This is a genomic window from Pontibacter sp. CAU 1760 (assembly GCF_054482735.1).
This window is the reverse complement of record NZ_JBTLRL010000008.1, coordinates 140,244-161,625: the sequence shown is the minus strand read 5'-3', so window position 1 is coordinate 161,625 and position 21,382 is coordinate 140,244. Positions and strand designations below refer to the sequence as shown.

General features: G+C 52.2%; 21 protein-coding genes. 11 read left to right on the top strand and 10 right to left on the bottom strand.

Going from position 1 to position 21,382, the window contains the following annotated elements:
* Window positions 1–80: 80 nt before the first annotated feature.
* Window positions 81–1,109, bottom strand: coding sequence for a UDP-3-O-(3-hydroxymyristoyl)glucosamine N-acyltransferase (lpxD, locus tag ACXYMU_RS13100; RefSeq protein ID WP_458986855.1), 1,029 nt, complete (start codon window positions 1,107–1,109; stop codon window positions 81–83).
* A gap of 231 nt (window positions 1,110–1,340) precedes the next feature.
* Window positions 1,341–2,579: an HD domain-containing protein gene (locus tag ACXYMU_RS13095; RefSeq protein ID WP_458986854.1), complete on the bottom strand. Its 1,239-nt coding sequence runs from the start codon at window positions 2,577–2,579 to the stop codon at window positions 1,341–1,343.
* 208 nt (window positions 2,580–2,787) lie between these two features.
* Between ACXYMU_RS13095 and porX the strand changes: the two genes are divergently transcribed.
* The 3 genes from porX to ACXYMU_RS13080 are packed head-to-tail and all read left to right on the top strand — an operon-like array spanning window position 2,788 to window position 6,014.
* Window positions 2,788–4,347 (top strand): T9SS response regulator signal transducer PorX, encoded by a 1,560-nt coding sequence (gene porX / locus ACXYMU_RS13090; RefSeq protein ID WP_458986853.1) that lies wholly within the window; start codon window positions 2,788–2,790, stop codon window positions 4,345–4,347.
* Entirely contained in the window at window positions 4,340–4,786 is a 447-nt protein-coding gene (gene tsaE / locus ACXYMU_RS13085) for a tRNA (adenosine(37)-N6)-threonylcarbamoyltransferase complex ATPase subunit type 1 TsaE (RefSeq protein ID WP_458986852.1), read from the top strand. Before porX ends, tsaE begins: the two co-directional genes overlap by 8 nt.
* A gap of 1 nt (window position 4,787) precedes the next feature.
* Entirely contained in the window at window positions 4,788–6,014 is a 1,227-nt protein-coding gene (locus ACXYMU_RS13080; RefSeq protein ID WP_458986851.1) for an alanine dehydrogenase, read from the top strand.
* Window positions 6,015–6,091: 77 nt separating this feature from the next.
* Here the strand turns inward: ACXYMU_RS13080 and ACXYMU_RS13075 are convergent, their stop codons facing one another.
* A complete protein-coding gene (locus ACXYMU_RS13075) occupies window positions 6,092–6,994 on the bottom strand; it encodes a flavin reductase family protein (protein WP_458986850.1) in 903 nt (300 codons plus the stop codon).
* A 219-nt stretch (window positions 6,995–7,213) separates the two neighbouring features.
* Here ACXYMU_RS13075 and ACXYMU_RS13070 point away from each other — a divergent pair, with 219 nt between their 5' ends.
* The gene (locus ACXYMU_RS13070; protein WP_458986849.1) at window positions 7,214–7,858 is read left to right on the top strand and encodes a sugar transferase; all 645 of its coding nucleotides are present in this window, start codon (window positions 7,214–7,216) and stop codon (window positions 7,856–7,858) included.
* Window positions 7,855–8,505 carry an acetyltransferase gene (locus tag ACXYMU_RS13065; RefSeq protein WP_458986848.1) on the top strand — a complete coding sequence of 217 codons (651 nt, stop codon included), beginning with the start codon at window positions 7,855–7,857 and terminating at the stop codon, window positions 8,503–8,505. The genes ACXYMU_RS13070 and ACXYMU_RS13065 overlap by 4 nt, the downstream gene beginning before the upstream one ends.
* Here the strand turns inward: ACXYMU_RS13065 and fahA are convergent.
* The 3 genes from fahA to ACXYMU_RS13050 all read right to left on the bottom strand — a co-directional run bounded on the left by fahA (window position 8,500) and on the right by ACXYMU_RS13050 (window position 11,315).
* Window positions 8,500–9,771, bottom strand: coding sequence for a fumarylacetoacetase (fahA, locus tag ACXYMU_RS13060; RefSeq protein ID WP_458986847.1), 1,272 nt, complete (start codon window positions 9,769–9,771; stop codon window positions 8,500–8,502). The genes ACXYMU_RS13065 and fahA overlap by 6 nt on opposite strands.
* 166 nt (window positions 9,772–9,937) lie before the next feature.
* Window positions 9,938–10,207 (bottom strand): NifU family protein, encoded by a 270-nt coding sequence (locus ACXYMU_RS13055; RefSeq protein WP_458986846.1) that lies wholly within the window; start codon window positions 10,205–10,207, stop codon window positions 9,938–9,940.
* Between the two features lie 4 nt (window positions 10,208–10,211).
* Window positions 10,212–11,315: an Mrp/NBP35 family ATP-binding protein gene (locus ACXYMU_RS13050; protein WP_458986845.1), complete on the bottom strand. Its 1,104-nt coding sequence runs from the start codon at window positions 11,313–11,315 to the stop codon at window positions 10,212–10,214.
* A 211-nt stretch (window positions 11,316–11,526) separates the two neighbouring features.
* Here ACXYMU_RS13050 and ACXYMU_RS13045 point away from each other — a divergent pair, with 211 nt between their 5' ends.
* The 5 genes from ACXYMU_RS13045 (at window position 11,527) to ACXYMU_RS13025 (ending at window position 17,505) form a co-directional block, all read left to right on the top strand.
* Complete coding sequence (locus ACXYMU_RS13045) at window positions 11,527–11,736, top strand: hypothetical protein (protein WP_458986844.1); 210 nt, start codon at window positions 11,527–11,529, stop codon at window positions 11,734–11,736.
* Window positions 11,737–11,812: 76 nt separating this feature from the next.
* Window positions 11,813–12,340, top strand: a complete 528-nt coding sequence (locus ACXYMU_RS13040; protein WP_458986843.1) for an O-acetyl-ADP-ribose deacetylase — start codon at window positions 11,813–11,815, stop codon at window positions 12,338–12,340.
* Window positions 12,341–12,903: 563 nt separating this feature from the next.
* Window positions 12,904–14,823 (top strand): DNA primase, encoded by a 1,920-nt coding sequence (dnaG, locus tag ACXYMU_RS13035; protein ID WP_458986842.1) that lies wholly within the window; start codon window positions 12,904–12,906, stop codon window positions 14,821–14,823.
* Between the two features lie 333 nt (window positions 14,824–15,156).
* A complete protein-coding gene (locus ACXYMU_RS13030; protein WP_458986841.1) occupies window positions 15,157–16,425 on the top strand; it encodes a bifunctional 3,4-dihydroxy-2-butanone-4-phosphate synthase/GTP cyclohydrolase II in 1,269 nt (422 codons plus the stop codon).
* 399 nt (window positions 16,426–16,824) lie between these two features.
* Complete coding sequence (locus tag ACXYMU_RS13025; protein ID WP_458986840.1) at window positions 16,825–17,505, top strand: hypothetical protein; 681 nt, start codon at window positions 16,825–16,827, stop codon at window positions 17,503–17,505.
* Window positions 17,506–17,522: 17 nt separating this feature from the next.
* Here the strand turns inward: ACXYMU_RS13025 and ACXYMU_RS13020 are convergent, their stop codons facing one another.
* Both ACXYMU_RS13020 and ACXYMU_RS13015 read right to left on the bottom strand, forming a co-directional pair.
* Window positions 17,523–18,296 carry an ABC transporter permease gene (locus ACXYMU_RS13020; protein ID WP_458986839.1) on the bottom strand — a complete coding sequence of 258 codons (774 nt, stop codon included), beginning with the start codon at window positions 18,294–18,296 and terminating at the stop codon, window positions 17,523–17,525.
* Window positions 18,296–19,192, bottom strand: a complete 897-nt coding sequence (locus ACXYMU_RS13015; protein WP_458986838.1) for an ABC transporter ATP-binding protein — start codon at window positions 19,190–19,192, stop codon at window positions 18,296–18,298. The genes ACXYMU_RS13020 and ACXYMU_RS13015 overlap by 1 nt, the downstream gene beginning before the upstream one ends.
* Before the next feature lie 172 nt (window positions 19,193–19,364).
* Between ACXYMU_RS13015 and ACXYMU_RS13010 the strand changes: the two genes are divergently transcribed.
* Window positions 19,365–19,994: an HAD family hydrolase gene (locus tag ACXYMU_RS13010; RefSeq protein ID WP_458986837.1), complete on the top strand. Its 630-nt coding sequence runs from the start codon at window positions 19,365–19,367 to the stop codon at window positions 19,992–19,994.
* Window positions 19,995–20,029: 35 nt separating this feature from the next.
* Here the strand turns inward: ACXYMU_RS13010 and ACXYMU_RS13005 are convergent, their stop codons facing one another.
* Window positions 20,030–20,620: a dioxygenase family protein gene (locus tag ACXYMU_RS13005; RefSeq protein ID WP_458986836.1), complete on the bottom strand. Its 591-nt coding sequence runs from the start codon at window positions 20,618–20,620 to the stop codon at window positions 20,030–20,032.
* Between the two features lie 70 nt (window positions 20,621–20,690).
* Window positions 20,691–21,371 carry a YceI family protein gene (locus tag ACXYMU_RS13000; RefSeq protein WP_458986835.1) on the bottom strand — a complete coding sequence of 227 codons (681 nt, stop codon included), beginning with the start codon at window positions 21,369–21,371 and terminating at the stop codon, window positions 20,691–20,693.
* Window positions 21,372–21,382 lie beyond the last annotated feature (11 nt).

Below are 21,382 nucleotides of genomic sequence, written 5' to 3'. Positions count from 1 at the left end.
AACTTAAGATATTATAGACGCTATTGCCACTTTTTATTCGGAAAGTAGCAACAGCGAGGACTATAGCGTCAGAGGGTGGTTTAGTTTTGGCTTTTAGCTTTTAGGAAGTCGAGGTCGCGCTGCAGCTCGGGCAGTTTTCGGAACACTGTCATGGCGCGCAGGTTCTGCTTATAGTCAAAGGCGGGAGAGCCCTGAATGATCGTGCCCGACTCTTTTACTGTCTTCGATACACCTGACTGCGCCCCCACCGTCGTTTTATCGGCAATGGAAATGTGGCCTACAATCCCTACCTGGCCGGCTATCACGCAGTTATTCCCAATTTTAGTGGAACCTGAGATGCCGGTCTGCGAAGCAATGACCGTATGCTGGCCTACCTCTACGTTATGGGCGATCTGCACCAGGTTGTCTATTTTGGACCCCTTGCGGATAATAGTTGACCCCATGGTCGCGCAGTCCAAGGTGGCATTGGCCCCGATAGATACATCGTCCTCCAACACCACATTGCCAATCTGAGGGATAGTTTTATAAGAGCCATCCGGTTGTGGGGCGAAGCCGAAGCCGTCGCTGCCCAGCACCGCACCCGCATGTATGGTGCAGTTGCTGCCTACCACCGTGTTGGTATAAAGCTTGGCGCCGGCAAAAATGGTCGTGTTATCGCCAATCTTCACGTTATCGCCAATGTAAACCTGCGGGAAAATGCGCACGTTAGCGCCAATGCTGCAGTTGCTGCCGATGTAAGAAAAAGCCCCCCGGTAATGGTTTTCGCCTACCTGGCTGCCCTCACCAAGGAAGCAAGGCTGCTCTACGCCGGTCTTCGAGGCGATCAGGGCTTGCTGGTAATACGTGAGCAGGGTGGAAAAACTGGAATACGGGTCAGCGACGCGGATAAGGGTGGCGCTTACTGGTTTCTTCAACACAAGCTGCTCCGACACAATCACGGCGCTGGCCCGCGTGGTATAAAGGAAAGGCTCATATTTCGGGTTAGACAAAAACGCCAGGGCACCTTCCTGCGCCTCCTCTATCTTGGCTAAAGTGCTGACCATTGTTGAACTATCTCCCTCTAATGTGCCCTGCAGCAGGTCCGCTATTTGTTGAACAGTAAATTCCATCCCGTAAAATTATGGCAAAAACTTTAATACACTACTCCTTCACAGCCTGCAAACTTAACAAAACTTAGTGGCTCTGCCAGTAAGAGAACATTTGATTGCTAAAGGTTGCATTGCTAAACAGTGCGGTTAATACAAAGAAAGTGGGTATGAAATTAACCTGAAAGGGTGGCTTTAAATGGTTAGGAGTTTAATAAGTCACTGAAATTGGTATTCTTATATTACAGGCTCATGCTACATCTGCAGTGTTGCCACTTCCTTCGGATAGCACACGTAGTACTTTTCCACTTTGTTGCTGAGGGCGCGAATGTTTGGCAGGTCAGATGCCTCTGCCACATCTACCACATACCCTGTTTTCGTCAGCATGTCGATGGTCTGGCCTTCTACATCGTAGGCGTTGTTGCCAATCTGCCCGGAAATCATCAGGTATTTCACATCCTGCTCTTCGATGTTGAATTTTTCCTGCACCAACTCACTGATGCCCAGCAGCATTTCAGGATCGATTGGTTTGCTCGAGATGATGACTTTGAACAGGCGACGGTTCAGGATACTGTTGGCCAGGAAAGACAGTACGGCATCGGGGTGCGAGGCCCAAAGCTTTATGCCGCCCCAGATATCATGGTCGTCGAGGTGCACGAATCGCTCCAGAATAGTGCTGTCACGCTGAAAGTCCTGCATCGTCAGGTCGGAGGCCAGGAAGAACTTCAGGCCGGGGCTGGCAGGCACTTCCATACCCTGCTGCAACAGCTCGCGGGCACGCTGTACGACGCGCAGCACCATGTTCTCGGCACTGATCACGGTTTTGTGCAGGTATACCTGCCAGTACATCAGGCGGCGGCTCACCAGGAAGTTCTCAATGCTATAAATGCCTTTCTCCTCCACCACCAGCTTATCGTTGGCCACATCCAGCATTTTGATGATGCGGTCAGCACCGATCTTGCCCTCGTACACACCGGTATAGAAGCTGTCGCGGTTCAGGTAGTCCAGGCGGTCCACGTCCAGTTGGCTCGAAACCAACTGATGGAAAAACCTGCGCTCATACTTATCGGTAAAAATATCGATGGCCAGGGTCAATCTTCCATCAAAAACCTCGTTTAGCATGTGCATAATGTGCAGCGAGAGATGCTCGTGATGCACATTTTTGAAGATGGCCGTTTCCAGCGCATGCGAGAAAGGACCATGGCCGACATCGTGCAGCAGGATAGCGATCAAAGAGGCTTCGAATTCTTTGTCGTTTATTTCGTTATTTTTACTTCGCAGCGTGTGCAGCGCCGTGTCCATCAGGTGCATGGCACCCAACGCATGGTGAAAGCGCGTGTGCAGGGCACCGGGGTATACCATCTCTGTCAGGCCCAGTTGCTTGATGCGGCGCAGGCGCTGAAAGTAAGGATGGTTGATAATATCGAAAATAAGGTCGGTGGGTACGGTAATGAAGCCGTAAACAGGATCGTTAAGTATTTTTTTCTTATTCACCTTATTTGGGGTTGATGGTAAGGTTGTTGATAGATGCCCGGCGAGGGAGCCACGTTTAGCCTGTTGTTGGATGTGTGTGCAAACAGCCACGCAAATAACTAACAGGTGTTTGCGCTCTTTTTGTGGGTTTTTAGTATAACCTTAATATTAAACAGTACCCGTAGCCTTAAGCTACCAACAAATAGCATTTAGCAATCAAATTAAAACTATGCAAAGATACGATATTTTATGGGCTGATGATGAGATAGATTTGCTCAAGCCGCACATACTGTTCCTCGAGGATCGCGGCTACAACATCACGCCTGTTAACAGCGGCACCGATGCCATTGAGGTGTTTCAGGAGCGCACATTTGACTTGGTGTTCCTGGATGAGAACATGCCGGGTATCAGCGGGCTTGAGACCTTAACTGAGCTCAAGAACATCCGACCCACCGTGCCCGTGATCATGATCACAAAGAGCGAGGAAGAGCACATCATGGAGGAGGCCATCGGCTCGCGCATCACCGATTACCTGATCAAACCCCTGAACCCGAACCAGATCCTGCTATCGGTAAAGAAGGTGCTCGATAACAAACGCCTCGTTTCTGAAAAAACCAACATGAGCTACCAGCGCGATTTCCGGCAGTTGGGGATGGCCTTTGGGGAGCGCCTGAGCCCGCAGGAGTGGGCAGATATCTACAAGAAACTGGTGTACTGGGAACTGGAGATTGATGAGACCGAGAACAGAAGCATGGCCGACGTGATTAATATGCAGAAGGACGAGGCCAACTCTAACTTCGCCAAGTTCATCATGGAGAACTATGAGGACTGGATAAACGGCGACGACGAAGCCCCCCTCATGTCGCACCAGCTGTTTAAGCAGCGTGTGTTCCCGATGATGAAGGAGTCGGACCGGCCGGTATACTTCCTGCTGATTGACAACCTGCGCTACGACCAGTGGAAAGTACTGGAGCCCTTGATTGCCGAATATTTTACCGTGGACCAGGAGGAGATGTTTTACTCTATACTGCCCACTACCACGGCTTACGCCCGTAACGCGATCTTCTCGGGGATGCTACCGACCGAAATAGCGAAGAAGTACCCGAACATGTGGGTGGGGGATGACGAAGAAGAGGGCAAGAACCTGCACGAGGCGGATTTCCTGGACATCCAGTTCCAGCAGAACCGCATGACCGAGAAGCACAGCTACCACAAGATCACCAACCCGGCGGCCGGGAAAGACCTGCTTGCCAAGTTCAGCAACCTCGACAATAACAAATTGAATGTGATCGTCTATAACTTCGTGGATATGCTCTCGCATGCCCGCACCGACAGCAACATGGTGCGCGAGCTTGCCCCGGATGAGTCGGCCTACCGTTCCATCACCAAGTCGTGGTTCCTGCACTCTCCGCTTTTCGAAACGCTGAAGCTGATTGCCGAGAAAAAGGGCCGCCTGGTCATCACCACCGACCACGGCACGATCCGGGTGAAGCGCCCCTTCAAGATTATCGGCGACAGGAACACCAATACCAACCTGCGCTACAAGCACGGTAAAAACCTGGGGTATACCGACAAAGACGTGTTTACGGTGCGCAAGCCTGAGCGATTTTTCTTGCCAAAGGCCAACGTTTCCACTACGTTTGTGTTCGCGATAGAGGATTACTTTTTCGCCTACCCGAACAACTACAATTACTATGTGAACTTCTACAAAGATACCTTCCAGCATGGGGGTGTGTCGTTGGAGGAGGTGATTATACCGTTTATCACGCTTTCGCCTAAGAATGCCTAACACAGAAACAGATATTGCCATTATTCAGATGTCGTCGTTGGCTGATTTGCCGGCGGCGGCTTCTGCGCTTATAGAGGCCGCCCAACAAGAACCCATTATCCTGTTCGAGGGGCAGATGGGGGCCGGTAAAACCACGCTCATTAAAGAAATTTGTTTGCAGCTGGGTGTACAGGAGAACGTTAGTAGCCCTACATTTGCGCTAGTGAATGAGTATGAGGCCGATAAGGGGAAACTTATTTATCACTTCGACTTTTATAGGATAAACCAGGAGCGGGAAGCACTGGATATCGGTGCCCCGGAGTACTTTGATTCGGGCAGGCTCTGCCTGATCGAGTGGCCCTCGATGATCCCGAACCTTTTGCCGGAGCATTACCTGCTTGTTACGCTGCAGCCTGACCCTACTGGTGAGGTGCGGACCATGACCATAAAAAAAGTGTAGTATGACGGAAAAGTTAGCCGTTGATTTAGCGAAGTTGGCGACAAGCCGGGCTCTTTACCCAAAGGAATCGATGCTGGCGCTGGAGGATAGGCGCCGCAGCTTGTTTATTGGCATCCCAAAGGAGTCTTCGTTCCAGGAAAACCGCATCGGGCTCACCCCAGACGCGGTAAAGCAGCTGACTGACCAAGGTCACCGTATCTGGGTAGAGACCGGCGCCGGAAGTCCTTCCAAATACTCTGACCATGAGTACTCAGAGGCAGGCGCTAAAATTGTCTATTCCACGCAGGAGGTATACGAGGCTAACATCATCCTGAAAATTGCCCCACCCACATACGAGGAAATTGAGTACCTGCGGGTAAGCCAGACGCTGATTTCGGCGCTACAGTTCGGCAACCTGACAGCGGACTATATCAATGCGCTCCTGCATAAAAAAATCAACGCCATTTCGTTTGAGCTGATTCGGGACAAGTCGGAAGCGAAGCCGGTGGTGCGCGCCATGAGTGAGATTGCGGGCAGCACCGTCATGCTGGTAGCCGCAGAGTATCTGAGCAGCAGCAGCGATGGCAAAGGGGTGATTTTAGGGGGTATAACCGGGGTACCGCCCAGCAAAGTAGTGATTTTGGGGGCCGGTACAGTGGCCGAACATGCAGCACGCGCAGCATTTGGATTAGGTGCCGAGGTAAAGGTTTTCGACAACCACATTTACAAATTGCGCCGCCTTAAGCAAAACGTGGGCACGCAACTCTTCACGTCCACGCTGGATAAGTCGGTGCTATACCACGAAATCAAGCAAGCCGATGTGGTAATTGGGGCTTTGGTAGCCGAAGAAGGCCAGATTACCTGTATGGTGGAGGAGAGCGTGGTTTCCCAGATGAACCCGGGGTCCATTATCATTGATGTCTGCATCGACCAGGGCGGCTGCTTCGAAACATCGGAGGTTACATCGCACTCCCGTCCTGTTTACCGCAAGTATGATGTGATTCATTACTGTGTACCCAATATCCCGTCGCGGGTGCCACGTACTGCCTCACAAGCACTCAGCAATATCTTTACCCCGATTTTCACGGAGTTCTCGAAGTATGGCGGCATCAATGAGGTGCTGTTCACCAACGAGCATTACCGCAGCGGGGTCTATATCTATAAAGGCAGCCTGACGAACGGGCACATTGCCAAGCGATTCGGAATGCGTTATAAAGAATTAGGACTGATGATCGCGGTTCGAAACTAGGTACACCTGCATGGCTATCGCAAACGAGCAGCACCCGCTTTGGCAGGTGCTGCTCGTTTGCTTAAAAGGGGTATGGCTTAGTTTATATGGTCATGCAGCAGCAGGACTTTCCAGGCTTCGGCCACCTGGTTGTCCTCCAACAGTGTTTTTGCCAGTTTCTCCAACTCTGCCCACAGAATGTCGGGCGTATCCTGGTGCTTGTTCAGGAAGAGGCTCACCAAAGGGGTGTTCTTAAAGGCTAAAACTTCTTCGGCAGGGGGCATTGCCTCCGCATTCGCCAGGCGTGCCAGGTTGTTGCCTGTCAGCAGATTGCTGTTACGGATAAAGGCAGGCAACTGGTCCACGCCCATGCCCTTGTTTCGGCTTGGCTTGGGCAACTCAAAGATAGACTCCCGGATGGCGTGCAGGTAATAATCACCCCCCATACGGGCCACGGCGTTCAGTTTATAGGGATCCACTTTGCCTTGCGCGTCCAGAATTTCCTCGTTGATGTGCATGAGCACAACCTCACACAAGACCAGATTTCCGGCACCGCCCTCATTCCCGAGCTTAATCACATCGGTTACCTTGCACTCAAACGCAGCGGGGGATTCCTTTACCCGGGGCGGATGCACTTTGATGGACTCCACAGGCGTAAGCCCGGACTTGATGAACTCGTTTATACCCTGGTCGTACTCGGTGCTGGCCAAAGACATTTGCTCTACCATGTCGTAGTTGCCGATGTTGACCACCACTTCTTTCGTTGCCAGGATGTTATCCAGGGTATGCTTGCTGCTGTTGTCGCGCATGCGGCTGAGGGGCGAGAAAACCAATACAGGAGGCTTGGAGCTGAACAGATTAAAAAAGCTGAAAGGGCTCAGGTTTACGTTGCCGTCTAGGTCGGTGGTGCTGGCAAAGGCAATAGGGCGTGGGGCCACCACACCCGACATCAGCGCGTAAAGTTCTGCGACGGATGCCTCTTGCGGGTCAATTATTTTCATGGTGTTAAAGTGCTTCGGTGTTATTCAAATATACTAAACTAAAGTACTACTACCTTATCCAAGGGCTTTCGGGACAGGATAAACCAGTGTAATTAGAGGCTCCCATGAAACTATGGTGCAACTGTCGTGCATTATAGAAAAGTAACGCGACTGATTATTTGGCCGGAATTACGTATTTTTCGGATGTCGGCTTAGCGGCTAAAAAAATCCATTGCAGCCATGTATCCCTTCACCAAAATTCTGTTTGATAAAGTAGCAGCGGTTACGCTGCTGGCGTTTTTGCTGCCAGCGTTACTGCTGCTTGCCGTATTGGTGCGGGTTTTCCTGGGGAGGCCTGTAATCTACCGGCAGCAACGCCCCGGGCTGCACGGCAAGTTGTTTTGCATGTATAAATTCCGGACGTTGACGAACGAGACGGATGCTGCAGGGGTTCTGCTTCCCCATTATAAGCGGGTTACCAAGTTCGGAAATTGGCTGCGCAAGACTAGCCTGGACGAATTGCCGGAACTACTGAATGTGCTGAATGGTGAGATGAGCCTGGTGGGGCCGCGGCCGCTCTTAGCGGAATATTTGCCGCTATACTCTGTTGCGCAGGCCCGCCGGCATCAGGTAAAACCCGGCATTACGGGGTGGGCGCAGGTGAATGGCCGAAACGGCATCAGCTGGGAGCAGAAATTTAATTTCGACATTTGGTATGTGGATAACCGCAGCTTTATCCTCGATTTAAAGATACTTTACTACACCCTACGAAAGGTAATCCGGCAGGATGGTGTGAATGCCTCGGAAGAGGAAACCATGCCGCCCTTCCGGGGAACAGCAAACGCACCCACTGCTGTAGCAACAAGTCACCAAGAGAAGATATGAAACAAATCGCCATTGTTGGGGCCGGAGGGCTAGGAAGGGAAGTGGCTATGCTGCTGGAGCAGATTAATGCAGCCGTCCCGACCTGGGAAGTGATGGGGTTTTATGATGATGGTATACCTGCCGGAACTTTGGTGAACGGCTATGCCTGCCGCGGCAATGTCTCAGCCCTGAACCAGGTGCAGGAAGCACTGGCCGTGGTGGTAGCAATCGGTATGCCTGCCATCAAAGCCCGGATTGTAGAACAACTGCAAAATACTGCTGTCTATTTCCCGGTGCTCATACATCCCAGCGTGCAGATGGCGAATAGAACGCATTTGGAGATTGGCGAGGGAAGCATCATTACTGCAAACTGCGTCCTGACAGTCAACATCAAGCTAGGAAAGCATGTGCTGCTGAGCATCGGTAGCCTGGTGAGCCACGATGCAGTGTTGGGCGATTATACTGCTGTGATGCCTGGTGTAAATATATCCGGGGGAGTGACGGTTGGCGAAGGTTGTTACATTGGGGCAGGAGCTACCATCATCAACCATATAGAGGTAGGAAGCAATACGACTGTAGGAGCGGGAGCTGTAGTCGTGAAGTCGTTGCCTGCTTCCTGCACGGCAGTTGGGGTGCCTGCCCGGCCTATCAAAATGCACGCCTCATAAAGCAGGGAGCACCGTGCCCCTTGCCTCGCCAAATCCAATCCGGATTCCCTCGCGCTCAGCATAGCCCTGGAGTGTCACCGTGTCGTAATCATGCACAAAGCTTCTTTTCTGCCCGTCGGCTAGGTGCAACGGATCGGTACCGCGCCAGCTGAGTTCCAGCATCGAGCCAAACATGCTTCTTTCCGGGCCGCTGATGGTGCCAGATGCGTAGAGGTCCCCGATTTGGATGTTGCAGCCGTTACTGCTTTGATGCGCCAGCTGCTGGCACATGCTCCAGTAGAGGTGTCTGAAGTTTGTGCGGCAGATAATGTTCTCCGTGCCGTCTTTGGGTTGTAGGGCTACCTGCAGGTGAATGTCATAATGGCGGCTGCCCAGGGCCTCCAGGTAGGGCAGTGGCTTAGGGTGCTGCTCAGGGCCTTTCACCCGGAACGGCTCCAGCGCATCCAGCGTCACGACCCACGGCGACATAGTCGAGGCAAAGCTCTTGCCCAAAAAGGGACCGAGCGGCACATACTCCCACGACTGGATATCCCGAGCCGACCAGTCGTTGAAAAGCACTAGCCCAAAAATATAATCCTCTGCCTCGTATGGCGTCAGGCTTTGCCCAAGAGTAGTCGGCTGCCCCGTGATGAAGCCCACTTCCAACTCAAAGTCCAATTGCGAAGTGGGTCCGAAGGCAGGCGATGCAGCCTCTGCCGGTTTTGTTTGCCCCTTCGGGCGGTGGATATCCGTGCCTGACACTACAATAGACGAGGAACGCCCGTGGTAGCCTACGGGTAGGTGCTTCCAGTTAGGCAGCAAAGCGTTTTCCGGATCCCGGAACATAGCGCCCACGTTGGTGGCGTGTTCCATGCTGCTATAAAAATCGGTGTAATTAGGCACCTGCACCGGCAGCAACATGGTGGCCTCGCTTTGCAGCACCAAGCATACCCGTATCAGGGCGCTGTTTCCGCTGATCTCCTCATTATCGTTGCGCAGCACCTCCGATACCCTGTTGCGCACAGCCCGCCAGACAGGCTTGCCAAGCGCCATGAAGTCGTTAAGGGCTGGGCGATGGAAAACGGTGGGGTCCAGTTCGATGAGGGCGAAAAAATCACGCCGGCCCAACTCGCAAAGGTCCAGGATATACTCTCCAATCGCTACCCCGATGCGCGGGTCCCGGTCGGGCGTCGTGAAAACTCCGAAAGGGAGGTTCTGGATCGGGAAGTCGCTTCCGGGCAGAATCTCTATCCAGGAATGGAGGTTGGGGTCGTTGGCTTTGATCATGGTTTGCGTGCGTCTGGTTGCCTAGGTAAATATACCCTTTTTGCTTTAGACGCAAAAGCAGCTAGCGCAGCCAGGTGCGCGCGCCACTTCATTCCGGGATAGGGAAAATAAAAGCGGGTATGGCAATTGCCACACCCGCTCATCCTTCAGACAGGAAAAGGATATGTTATACAGACAGCGGCGTTACGTTAACAGCCTCCACTGATTTTATCTCAGGCACAGCCTTCAGCACCGATTGCTCCACACCTGCCTTCAGCGTCATCGTGGACATCGGGCATGTGCCGCAGGCTCCGAGCAGCTCTAATTTCAGCACCATCTCGTCGGTTATCTCCAGCACTTTCACATTGCCTCCGTCGGCTTCCAGGTACGGCCTGATCTGGTCAAGGGCACCTTCTACCCGGAGCATGAAATCTTGATCTACGTTTATGGCTGCCATTATCTTAGCTTTTAATTTCTACAGGTTTTGTTTTGCCGAGGGTGGCGTTGCGCAGCGATACTTGCTGGGCCACAGCCTGGGCTAACTCTTTGAAAACACCCGAAGCCGGAGAATCGTTCTGCATCACCACAGGAGTTCCTTCATCGCCGCTCTCGCGGATACTCTGCACAATCGGCACCTGGCCTAACAGCGCTACCTCGTACTTCTTGGCCAGCGCCTTACCGCCGCCTTCACCAAAGATATAGTACTTGTTTTCCGGGAGTTCGGCAGGTGTAAAGTAAGCCATATTCTCCACGACTCCTAGCACTGGCACGTTAATTTGCGGCTGGCGGAACATTTGCAAGCCACGTACGGCATCGGCCAGCGCCACTTTCTGTGGTGTGGTCACGATCACCGCGCCTGTTACCGGCAGGGCCTGTACCATGGTCAGGTGGATGTCTGAGGTTCCCGGAGGAAGGTCCAGCAAGAGGTAATCCAGTTCGCCCCACTCTACATCCGAGATGAACTGGCGCAGGGCAGAGCTGGCCATCGGGCCGCGCCATACCACCGCACCGTCAGCCGGTGTCAGGAATCCGATCGACATCATCTTTACGCCATACTTTTCTACCGGCATGATGTAGTTTTTGCCGTGGTCGCCCTGCACCATCTGTGGGCGCTCCTGCTCCACACCAAACATGGTCGGGATAGAAGGACCGGAAATGTCGGCATCAATCAAACCCACCTTTGCACCTGACTGTGCCAGGGCAATTGCCAGGTTAGAGGTTACCGTAGACTTGCCCACACCGCCTTTGCCTGAGGCTACGGCGATGATGTTTTTCACGCCCTGCAACACCTCAGAGGTATCGCCACGACCGGAAGTCACGCGCGAGGTCATGTTCACCGTCACGTCCGCCTCCTTGTCTACCATGGTATGGATCGCCGTTACGCAAGCATTCCGGATCAGGTCTTTCAAAGGGCAGGCCGGCGTGGTCAGGATTACCGTGAAGCTCACGTTCCTGCCATCCACCTGCACATCCTCAATCATGTTCAGCGTTACGAGGTCTTTGCCCAGGTCGGGTTCCTCTACATAGCTGAGGGCTTTTAATATATCTTCTTTTGTGATAGCCATATATAATGAAATTCTGCTTTGCTATTCGCCTTGCAAAGATACGAACAAATATCGCTTATCATAAGCCAAGGCCTTTAGAGTGCAACAAGCGGCAAGTCGGTTTGGTTTGCCTTTGGCTTTCAGTTATTTATTTGTGGCGGCATGCAACAGTATACAATAAAAAGCAATCTATTCGTTAAGTCAATTATTCACGCTACAACCTATCTACGCTATGGAAAATGAACGTGCAGAAGGAATAGGCAGCTTGTTGCTGCTTCTCCTCGCCATTGTCGCCATCACTTTTGGCCTTAACCTGGTGGGCACGGCAGACCCGCCTGCCCCACACGTGCCACCCCAGTACGAACTGATGCCGGAGGGCAAAGTAGCTGCCCTGGCACCGCCCCAAGTGAAGCCTGCAGCAAAAAAGCGCTCGGTATTGTAAGCAGTAGTCCCCTTTCTGCTGCAAATCATGCTCCGCTAATGCGTTAGTAGCAGAAAGGTTAAACAAACTAGCAGTTATGGCAAAAGCAATAATCGAAGTACAGCAAGGCGATATTACTAAATTAGAAGTAGATGCCGTGGTAAACGCTGCCAATAGCAGCCTGCTGGGCGGCGGCGGGGTGGACGGTGCTATTCACAGGGCAGGTGGCCCCGCCATCCTTGAGGAGTGCAAAGAGATAAGGGCCCGGCAGGGGGGCTGCCCCACAGGCGAGGCCGTGATCACCACGGCAGGCAACATGCCCGCCCGATACGTTATCCATACTGTGGGGCCGGTATGGGCTGGCGGCAAGCAGGGTGAGCCCGAACTGTTAGCCAATTGCTACCAGAACAGCCTTCGGATCGCTTCCGAAAAGAACCTTACTAGCATCGCTTTCCCAAACATCAGCACCGGCGTGTATGGCTATCCTAAGGCCAAAGCCGCCCAGGTTGCCGTGCAGGCCGTGCAGGATTACCTGCAGCAGCACGAAACTAGTTTGCAGCAAATAATTTTCGTTTGCTTCGATGACGAGAACCTGAAGCTCTACCAACAGGCTTTGAGAGGGTAAACCCATACCCTTCGCAGGGCCCGGGTTACAACCCAATGCCGGATCATCGGATCGGCTTTGTGATTTCGACCAACGGGAGCAATCTGGGGCATTACGCAGGGTAGTGAAATGCTGATTTCTTCCGCCACTTGAAATGACATTCTTTTATTGAATAGACAGCAGAGGGCTGCGATTTGCCCAACCATGCGCCGGCTGAGAAATAGCAGAATTAGCAAATTTTGGGAGAAGTAGGAAGAGAGCCCAGCAGTGTCTGCACGCACAAGCCTTAACTCTGGTTCAAAACAGTAGTATAGACAGGTCGCGGCCCAATGCCGTTAACCTAAGAAATAGCTGTATTCATTCTGTCATCTCAACGAAAGGAGAGATCTGGAATGCTTTAGTATCATGTGATTTTTCAGATTCCTCGCAAAGGCTCGGAATGACAGCTTCTCCTTACGTTGACGGCATTGGGTCGCGACCTGTTTATGGTAGAAGCAACGGAGGCGGCTTTCAAAATTTCTGCCTCCTCCTTCACGCAATCGCTCGGGCAATGCTTATCTTTGCACTCCGCTTAACCCATTGCCATGTCCCTGATCCCGAAAGAAATTGTTGACCAGATTTTAGCCCACGCCGATATTACCGAGGTGGTGGGAGACTTTGTGTCGCTGAAGAAAAAGGGCCAGAACATGTGGGCCTGCTGCCCTTTCCACCACGAAAAATCACCTTCCTTCTCGGTTTCGCCGGCGAAGGGCATTTACAAGTGCTTTGGCTGTGGCAAGGCCGGCAACTCGGTGCAGTTTATCATGGATGTGGAAGGCACCAGCTTTCCGGAGGCGCTCAAGTACCTGGCCAAGAAGTATAGCATTGAGGTGCCGGAGGATAGCCCTAACCCGGAATACGCCAAAGAGCAGAGCGAGCGCGACAGCCTCTTCATTGTCTCTGATTTTGCCAACAAGCACTTCCAGCAGGTGCTGCACGCGCACGAGCAGGGCAGTATCGGGATGTCTTATCTGAAGCAGCGGGGGCTGAGTGCCACGACCATCCGAAAGTTTGAACTGGGGTATAGCGTGGATGACTGGACACACCTGACGGATGCTGCCCTGAAAGCAGGCTACCAGCAGAAATACCTTGAGGCAACCGGCCTGACCATCGCCCGCGAAGACGGCAAGAAGTACGACCGCTTCCGGGGGCGGGTCATGTTCCCGATTCACAACGTGTCGGGGCGCGTGGTGGGCTTTGGTGCCCGTACGCTCAAAACGAACGATAAAAAGAGCCCGAAGTACCTCAACTCCCCGGAGTCTGATATCTACCACAAAAGCAATGTGCTGTACGGCCTTTTTCAGGCCAAGCAGGCCCTCCGGATGCAGGACATGTGTTACATGGTGGAAGGCTACCTGGATGTGCTGTCGTTAAACCAGGGTGGCATCGAGAACGTGGTCGCCTCATCGGGCACTTCGCTTACCGAAGGCCAGATCAAACTTATCGGCCGTTATACCCAGAACATCACGGTGCTCTACGATGGCGATGCAGCCGGTATAAAAGCGTCTTTGCGCGGAATTGACCTGATCCTGGAAAACGGACTCAATGTGGATGTGGTGACCTTCCCTGAAGGCGACGATCCGGACTCTTACATTCAGAAAGTAGGGGACACGGCTTTCAAGGCTTACATCAAAGAGACCGCGCAGGACTTCATCTCCTTCAAAACAAGCCTTTACGCAGCCGAGGCCAAAGGCAGCCCCGTGAAAAAAGCAGAGGCTATCCGCGAGATCGTCACTTCTATCGCCAAAATCCCGGATTCGATCAAGCGCACCGTTTTCTTCCAGAACTGTAGCCGTATCTTCGATATCGATGAACAGGTGCTGATCTCGGAGTACAACAAAATGCAGCTCCAGGACCGCCAGCAACCACAACAAAGCCTTGGCAGTGCGCCGGATGCCCCATACGCTGCCCCACCTGCCGCTGAGCCGGAGAAGCCCGTGTCGGATGCTGATATGCTCCGGCGCTACGAGCGCGAGATTGTACGGATGCTGCTCAATTACCCCGACCGTGTGCTGGAAGAGGGAATGAACACCTGCCAGTATATGCTGGAGCAGCTGGAGGATGTAGAGTTCCGGACGCCGGTCTATGCCCGCCTGATGGAGCTGATTAAGGAATTGCTGTGCGATGGCAAGCTGGCAACCGCCGACGACTTTATACATCACCCCGACCAGGACATACGCACCGAAGCGACCAACCTGCTCTCCGACCCGCATGAGCTGAGCCATAACTGGGAGACACACCACATCTTTGTGCCCACCGAAACCGATTTGCTGCCTTATGGCGCAGAGCGGGCCGTGCTGCGCCTGAAGTGGCGCAACGTGGAGCTGATGATCAAGGGGGAGATGGAAAAGCTACGGCTTGTAACCGACCCGCAGGAGCAAATCCAGCAGCTCACCTTCATCCGCAACCTCAAAACCCTGCATTGCCAGCTAGGCGATATGCTGGGGATCGTGGTGAACAGGTAAATAATTTTATCCTAAAACCCCTAGCTCAAAGCAGACGGATGGTTAGAGCAGCCCTGCCTGCTCGTGTTAACTTCATGTTTTTATACCCTCTCCATTGCTACCCTGTCAAATACAGAGGCAATCCCGTGCATTTTCGCTAGAATTCAACTTTTAGGCAACACTTTGGATAAGGCCGGTGAGCTCGGCTGTTTCCCTCAACTAAATTGCTTTTAAATCTGTTGATTAAATAAAAACGGGATTGCGGGGTAAACTTTTTAATTTTACGTCGCTTTACTAGTATAACAATAGCCTAACGCGCTGCTTATTTTGTAGCACAGGCACTAAAAACATAGTATGGAATCCAATACAACTAATGATACCAGGCCTTTAGATACTATTGCGTCTGCTATTGAGGATATACGCCAGGGAAAAGTAGTGATTGTGGTAGACGATGATGACCGCGAAAACGAAGGGGACTTTATCTGCGCTGCAGAGAAAATTACGCCCGAAATCGTCAATTTCATGGCAACGCATGGGCGAGGGCTTATTTGCGCCCCGATTACCGAAGAGCGCTGCGATGAGCTTGAGTTAGAACTGATGGTGGGCCGCAACACGGCGCTGCACGCTACACCGTTCACCGTTTCTGTGGATTTGATCGGGCATGGCTGCACCACCGGCATCTCGGCATCTGACCGCGCCAAAACCATCCAGGCGCTGGTTGACCCTGCTACTGATCCGCATTCCTTGGGCAAGCCGGGGCATATCTTCCCGTTAAAAGCCAAGAAAGAAGGCGTGCTGCGCCGTTCAGGCCATACCGAAGCGGCTGTTGACCTGGCCCGTTTGGCTGGCTTGTCTCCGGCAGGCGTGCTGGTCGAGATTATGAACGAAGACGGCACGATGGCCCGCCTGCCAGACCTGTTCCAGGTTGCTGATCGGTTTGACCTAAAGCTGATCTCGATCAAAGACCTGATCAAGTACCGTTTGCAGAAGGAGAGCCTGATTGACCGTGAAATTGCGGTGCAAATGCCAACCGACTACGGCAACTTCGACCTGTACGCTTTTACGCAGCGCAGTAACGGGGCCAAGCACTTGGCACTGGTAAAAGGAACCTGGGAGGAGGGTGAGCCCATTTTAGTGCGCGTGCACTCTTCTTGTGTAACAGGCGACATCTTCGGGTCGTGCCGCTGCGACTGCGGGCCGCAACTGCATGAGGCCATGCGCATGATTGAAGCTGAAGGCAAAGGCGTGGTGGTGTACATGAACCAGGAAGGACGCGGTATCGGCCTGATCAACAAGCTGAAAGCCTATAAACTGCAGGAACAGGGCCTGGATACCGTAGAGGCGAACCTGGAACTTGGCTTCGGCATGGACGAGCGTGATTACGGGGTTGGAGCCCAGATTCTGCGTGACCTCGGCGTGACCAAAATGCGGCTCATCTCCAACAACCCAAAGAAGCGATCTGGCCTGATGGGGTATGGCTTGGAGATTGTCGAGCGCGTTTCCATCGAGATATCGCCAAACGAGCACAACCAGCGCTACCTGACCACAAAGCGCGACAAACTAGGCCACGACATCCTGAAAAGCGTGACATTGAAGCATCAGTCTAATATGAACCAGCAATAAGCAACGTACCCTTTCTGATTGATTGGAAGGCTGTTTATTTAGGAGGCCCTGCGCTGTAGCAAGTTAAGCTATGGCGCAGGGCCTTTTTGCGTTTATACCCTCTGTTTGCTGGTAGAGTGGGGTTCTTTTTTGCTCCAGCAGCGCCACCAAGCAAATTTAGATAGACACATGAAGCAAATAGAATGCAGTTATATTCTTATTTAGTATTTTTTTAATATGCCCGATGAATCGTGCTTGGTAGGCTAACATCCATAAAAGGGAACTTTTGTTGGATGTTTTATACCTCTGTGTATTATCCTGATTATGTTGTAACTTATTGATAATTAGAAACATTTTGCCTGTAATCTACTTAGAATATAGTATGATTTTCTAAGTAGTTATTTCTAGAAGTTTCAGGATATGAAAGAGTGTTTAATCAAATCAATAGGGGGTATAGGTATTATAATAGGATTATTGATTTATAGCCTCCCTGCAAGCGCTCAGTACAATCTGGTTGGTGAGGTAGTACGGTGGCCGGAGGGAAAAGTAGTCCTGTTTTCAGGGGACACGATTTACGGGCCTATTTCTTATTTCCGGACTGAGGATGTGGTGTACGTGCAAAATGAGGATGGTACTTTAAGCGCATATTCGCCGGTGAACGTGAAGTATTTTGTAGGGAAGGAACAGATAGCCGGGCAAACGCATATTTTTAAAACGTTGTCCTGGGACATGGGCCGGGACTATTCTGATTTTAAAAAACCCACGTTCTTTGAGCAGCTGAACCGCGGAGGGTATACGCTGCTACGTCGGCAGGTGCCTCATGGGCAGGAGTTCAAGCGCAAAAGCAATCCGTATAGCCGGGCCAATTACTCCGAGCCTGTAACGGATGAAAACGCCCTTGCCAATTACCAGGCGCAAGTACAGTACTACATGCTGTTGCCTGATGGGGAGGTTGTTACGCTACGGAACGTGCGCAAAGACATGGAGCGGATATTCGGGCAGAAATCAAGCACCGTGAAAGCGTATGTGAAGAAACGCGACCTGGATTATGATTTGCCGCATCGCCTGATTGCCATCGTGAATTATTTCAACACACTGTGAGTCAATACACTGTGAGGCTACAAATCCCGCAACTTCAGGATAAGGTAGCTGAGCAGGTTAAACAATATAATATACCCAATGGCTGGCAGTGCAGCTACGGCAGGCGACAACACCTCCGTGGGAGAAGCTGTGAGTTGATCCAGTAAGTTCTGGCCCGGCATGGGTGTGAGGCTGCCAAACACTTTCATAGGCATGTACTTGTCAACTGCATCGGGTAAACGGAAGTGAATGATGGGCTCCACGACTTTAGCATAAGCCACAAACGCTACAATGGCCAGGCCGCTCTTCCGGATGATAAAGCCAAAAAGCATGGCCAACGACATATAGCCCACAGCCTGCACCAAATAATAGAACAGCGCATCCACTCCTCCAAAGATCGTACTGAAAGCGCGGTCTTCGGAATGCAGCAGTCCGAAGTATAAGCCCAGCAGCAAGAGCAACGCAACCCCAAACAAGCCAAGCCCAAGCACCAAGTAGAACTTTGCCAGCACTAATTCCGCCCGCGACAAGCCGTCGATCACCTGTTGCCGTAACGTCCGGAAACTGTATTCGTCGGTAACAAGCACGATCACCAGCACTCCGAAAAGCAGGTGGAAGAAACTGGCGATGTAGGTGAGGCGCTGCCAGAAAGCAGGCAGCGCATACATCTCGTCCCCGAGCGCACGGCCATTGATGGTGACGTTGCTGCTGAAGTTCAAAACTAATACCAGCAAGCCAACGAAGGTCCCTAATATGATCCAGGTAGTTCGGTAGGGCAATAGCTTATGCAGTTCTATGCGGATAAGATTCATCAGGCGTTCTGTTTTATGATTTCGAGGAAGTGGGCCTCCAGGCTCTTGCGGCGCACCGTTAACTGCGACAGCACAATGCCTGCCTCAAACATGGCTTTGTTCACATCTACACTGGTAAAGCCTTCCTTTAGAGTGAGGTGCAAAGAGTCGTTTACTGTTTGGGAGCTGTCTACGAACGGCAATTGCTGTACGACGGCCAAAAGTCGAGGATAATCTGCGGCCGTGATGATCACCTGGTCTTTGGCCGAAAGAATGGAAGCAACAGGACCCTGGGCCCTCAGGATACCCTTCTGCAGCACCGCCACATGCGTGCAGACCTTCTCCACCTCATCGAGCATATGGCTGGCCAGCAGGATGGTCTTGCCTTCCTGGGCTACCCTCAGGATCAGCTCCCGCACCTCGGCAATGCCTTCCGGGTCCAGGCCGTTGGTGGGTTCGTCAAGCACCAGCACCTCTGGGTCGTTGAGCAGGGCAGCGGCAATGGCCAGGCGTTGTTTCATACCAAGCGAAAAACCCTTGAAGGTAGTATGCATCCGGTCTTTTAACCCTGTCAGGTGCAGCACATAAGCGATTTTGCTGTGCGCAATGCCTTTTATATCGGCCACTATCTCCAGGTTTCTGTGCGCTGTAAGGTAGGGGTAGAAGTTAGGCGTCTCGAGCAGGGCGCCCACCCGGTGCTTGGTTTCGCGGCTGATAGGCTGCCCGAACCAGTAAAAGTTTCCCGCACTCGGCCGGATCACCCCCAGCACCATCCCCAAGGTTGTCGTTTTGCCACTTCCGTTTGGCCCTAAAATTCCGTAAATGCTGCCTTGCTCTACTTGTATGGAGAGGTTATCGACAGCCTGTATATTCTTGTAGCGCTTGGAAAGGTGTTGGATCGCCAGTATGTCTGCCACGTGTAGGTGCGTTGGATGATTGGTTTAAGATACAGCTTTGCCGGAAGATAGGGAAAAAGGGCAGCAATTAAATTACAGCCAGCAGTATAAATCCGTAGGTTTTCAGCACCTTCTTTTTTTATGGCTTACCTTTGTGCAGCGCCTGCCTAGCAGGTATAAACTAGCGACACATATGGCAAAAGATATAGAAGGAATCATTTTCGACCTCGACGGCACCCTGTGGGACTCTACCCAGGCAGTGGCCGACGCATGGCAAAACGCAATCAGCCAGTTACCCTATGTAACCCGCAGAATTACCCGCGAGGATGTACAGGGCATTGCCGGTATGCCCTACAATACCATTTACGACAAACTATTCCCTGACCTGAATGAGCAGCAGCGAGAGGAACTGATGGCTCTTTGCGCCGAGCAGGAGTTAAAGCACCTGAGAGCAGAAGGGGGGATTTTATACGATGGCCTGGCGGAGACCCTGCACTACCTGCAAGAAAGGTATAAGCTTTTTATCGTCAGCAATTGCCAGGTGGGGTACATTGATATTTTCCTGGAGGTACACCAGATGCAGCCCTTTTTCCTCGACCACGGTTGCTACGGTGATAACCACCTGCCAAAGGGAGAGAACATCAAAGGGATTATGCAGCGCAACCGCCTGAACAGCGCCGTATACGTCGGCGACACCAAAGGGGATTATGATGCAAGTCAGCAGGCCAATGTACCTTTTATATTTGCCAGATACGGCTTTGGAGAGGTAGCTGCGGATGTGCCCCAACTGCATACCTTTTCGGACCTGAAGCAGCTGTTTTAAGTACTTACCCGAGGATTACGCGTCACCGGAACAGGCTAGGCTTTCAGCACAAAGGTATACGTCGCGTTTGTGACGTCGGGTCCTTCGTTTACCTGCATCAGTAAGGCGGGTTTAAAAATGTAGTCGCGTTTGTTGCCCTGCTCACCAGGGAAGTAGAGTTGCGTAGTAAGCACCGGGGTGTCAGGGCCCTTTACCTTCACATGAAAATGGCGGGTGCGGCCGGGATACAGGCCAGGCATGATGGTTTCGAGCCGGAACTTGCCTTGCTTGTCGGTATAGTGGTGGCCACGGAGTTTATACCCTTCATTGTCGTAATTTCCTTGGTCATCGGCGTGCCACCAATCCAGCAGGGCACCGGCCACGGGCTGGCAGCGGGTATCCAACACTTGTCCGGTCAGCACCATAGCGGTTCCGCGCATGCCTTTTTCGCGGAGGTTGCTGCGCTCAGGCGAGCTGGGGGTATAAAACGGCCCCTCGGTTTGCGGGGGGGTAGGCTCGTCATGGTCATCACACTCCGGGGTTGGTTGCAGCGTTTTCGGGCGCTTAAACAGCGGAAACGCCGAAACCAACCCTATGAGTGGCAAAGCGGCAATAAACGTAAAGAAATGGCGCCTTGTGATGTTCATGTCTTGTACTACTGCTTGTTGGGAATTATTCCTTACTAGTAGATACGAGTTTAACGGCTTTCGTCTCTGCTTACTTCAGTTTAGTTTCTATCACTGGGCTGCCACTGCCCGCTACCAGGTTCAGGTCGATGGTAAAGGTGTCTTCAATCACTTTGTCGGCGGCGGTACCCAGCATACCTGAGCGGTACTTGATGTCCCACTTCGTGCGGTCCAGTTCCACCTTTGCCGAGGCGACAGCAGATTTACCGTCTATCTGTACCGTGGCCGGAAACGTGATGGGGTTGGTGATGCCCTTGATCGTGAGGTTACCAGTAACGCTATAATTCGGTGCCCCGGATTTGGCGTTGGCGATAGGCTGCACCTTCGTGATCTTGAAAGTAGAGGTGCCGTGCTTCTCCGCCGAAAAGAAATCCTCTGACTTCAGGTGGTCTGTAAGCTTCTTGTTGAAATTCTCGTTGGTAATGTCGGTCACTGTGATCGAGGTCATGTCAATCACGAACGTGCCGCCTGTCAGTTTCTTTCCGTTTACTTCCAGGTTGCCGCTGGCCAGTTTCACGTTGCCTGCATGCTCCCCACCAAATTTCTTGGCGTTCCAGGTCATGGTGCTGGCGGCTACGTTCACGGGTAGCGTGGTTATTGCTTTGCTCGTGGTTTGAGTGGTGCCAGTAGGATGATCGGTGGCAGTTACCGGAGTTGCCTGAAGCAAGGCAGCCAGTGCCAGCGTTCCCAAAAGTACAGGATAGTTTTTCATGTGTATGTGTT

Bases quoted from the DNA above. Each gene is read 5' to 3' on its own strand.
- lpxD (WP_458986855.1), bottom strand. From the start codon at position 1,109: ATGGAATTTACTGTTCAACAAATAGCGGACCTGCTGCAGGGCACATTA.
- porX (WP_458986853.1), top strand. From the start codon at position 2,788: ATGCAAAGATACGATATTTTATGGGCTGATGATGAGATAGATTTGCTC.
- tsaE (WP_458986852.1), top strand. From the start codon at position 4,340: ATGCCTAACACAGAAACAGATATTGCCATTATTCAGATGTCGTCGTTG.
- ACXYMU_RS13080 (WP_458986851.1), top strand. From the start codon at position 4,788: ATGACGGAAAAGTTAGCCGTTGATTTAGCGAAGTTGGCGACAAGCCGG.
- ACXYMU_RS13075 (WP_458986850.1), bottom strand. From the start codon at position 6,994: ATGAAAATAATTGACCCGCAAGAGGCATCCGTCGCAGAACTTTACGCG.
- ACXYMU_RS13070 (WP_458986849.1), top strand. From the start codon at position 7,214: ATGTATCCCTTCACCAAAATTCTGTTTGATAAAGTAGCAGCGGTTACG.
- ACXYMU_RS13065 (WP_458986848.1), top strand. From the start codon at position 7,855: ATGAAACAAATCGCCATTGTTGGGGCCGGAGGGCTAGGAAGGGAAGTG.
- fahA (WP_458986847.1), bottom strand. From the start codon at position 9,771: ATGATCAAAGCCAACGACCCCAACCTCCATTCCTGGATAGAGATTCTG.
- ACXYMU_RS13055 (WP_458986846.1), bottom strand. From the start codon at position 10,207: ATGGCAGCCATAAACGTAGATCAAGATTTCATGCTCCGGGTAGAAGGT.
- ACXYMU_RS13050 (WP_458986845.1), bottom strand. From the start codon at position 11,315: ATGGCTATCACAAAAGAAGATATATTAAAAGCCCTCAGCTATGTAGAG.
- ACXYMU_RS13045 (WP_458986844.1), top strand. From the start codon at position 11,527: ATGGAAAATGAACGTGCAGAAGGAATAGGCAGCTTGTTGCTGCTTCTC.
- ACXYMU_RS13040 (WP_458986843.1), top strand. From the start codon at position 11,813: ATGGCAAAAGCAATAATCGAAGTACAGCAAGGCGATATTACTAAATTA.
- dnaG (WP_458986842.1), top strand. From the start codon at position 12,904: ATGTCCCTGATCCCGAAAGAAATTGTTGACCAGATTTTAGCCCACGCC.
- ACXYMU_RS13030 (WP_458986841.1), top strand. From the start codon at position 15,157: ATGGAATCCAATACAACTAATGATACCAGGCCTTTAGATACTATTGCG.
- ACXYMU_RS13025 (WP_458986840.1), top strand. From the start codon at position 16,825: ATGAAAGAGTGTTTAATCAAATCAATAGGGGGTATAGGTATTATAATA.
- ACXYMU_RS13020 (WP_458986839.1), bottom strand. From the start codon at position 18,296: ATGAATCTTATCCGCATAGAACTGCATAAGCTATTGCCCTACCGAACT.
- ACXYMU_RS13010 (WP_458986837.1), top strand. From the start codon at position 19,365: ATGGCAAAAGATATAGAAGGAATCATTTTCGACCTCGACGGCACCCTG.
- ACXYMU_RS13005 (WP_458986836.1), bottom strand. From the start codon at position 20,620: ATGAACATCACAAGGCGCCATTTCTTTACGTTTATTGCCGCTTTGCCA.
- ACXYMU_RS13000 (WP_458986835.1), bottom strand. From the start codon at position 21,371: ATGAAAAACTATCCTGTACTTTTGGGAACGCTGGCACTGGCTGCCTTG.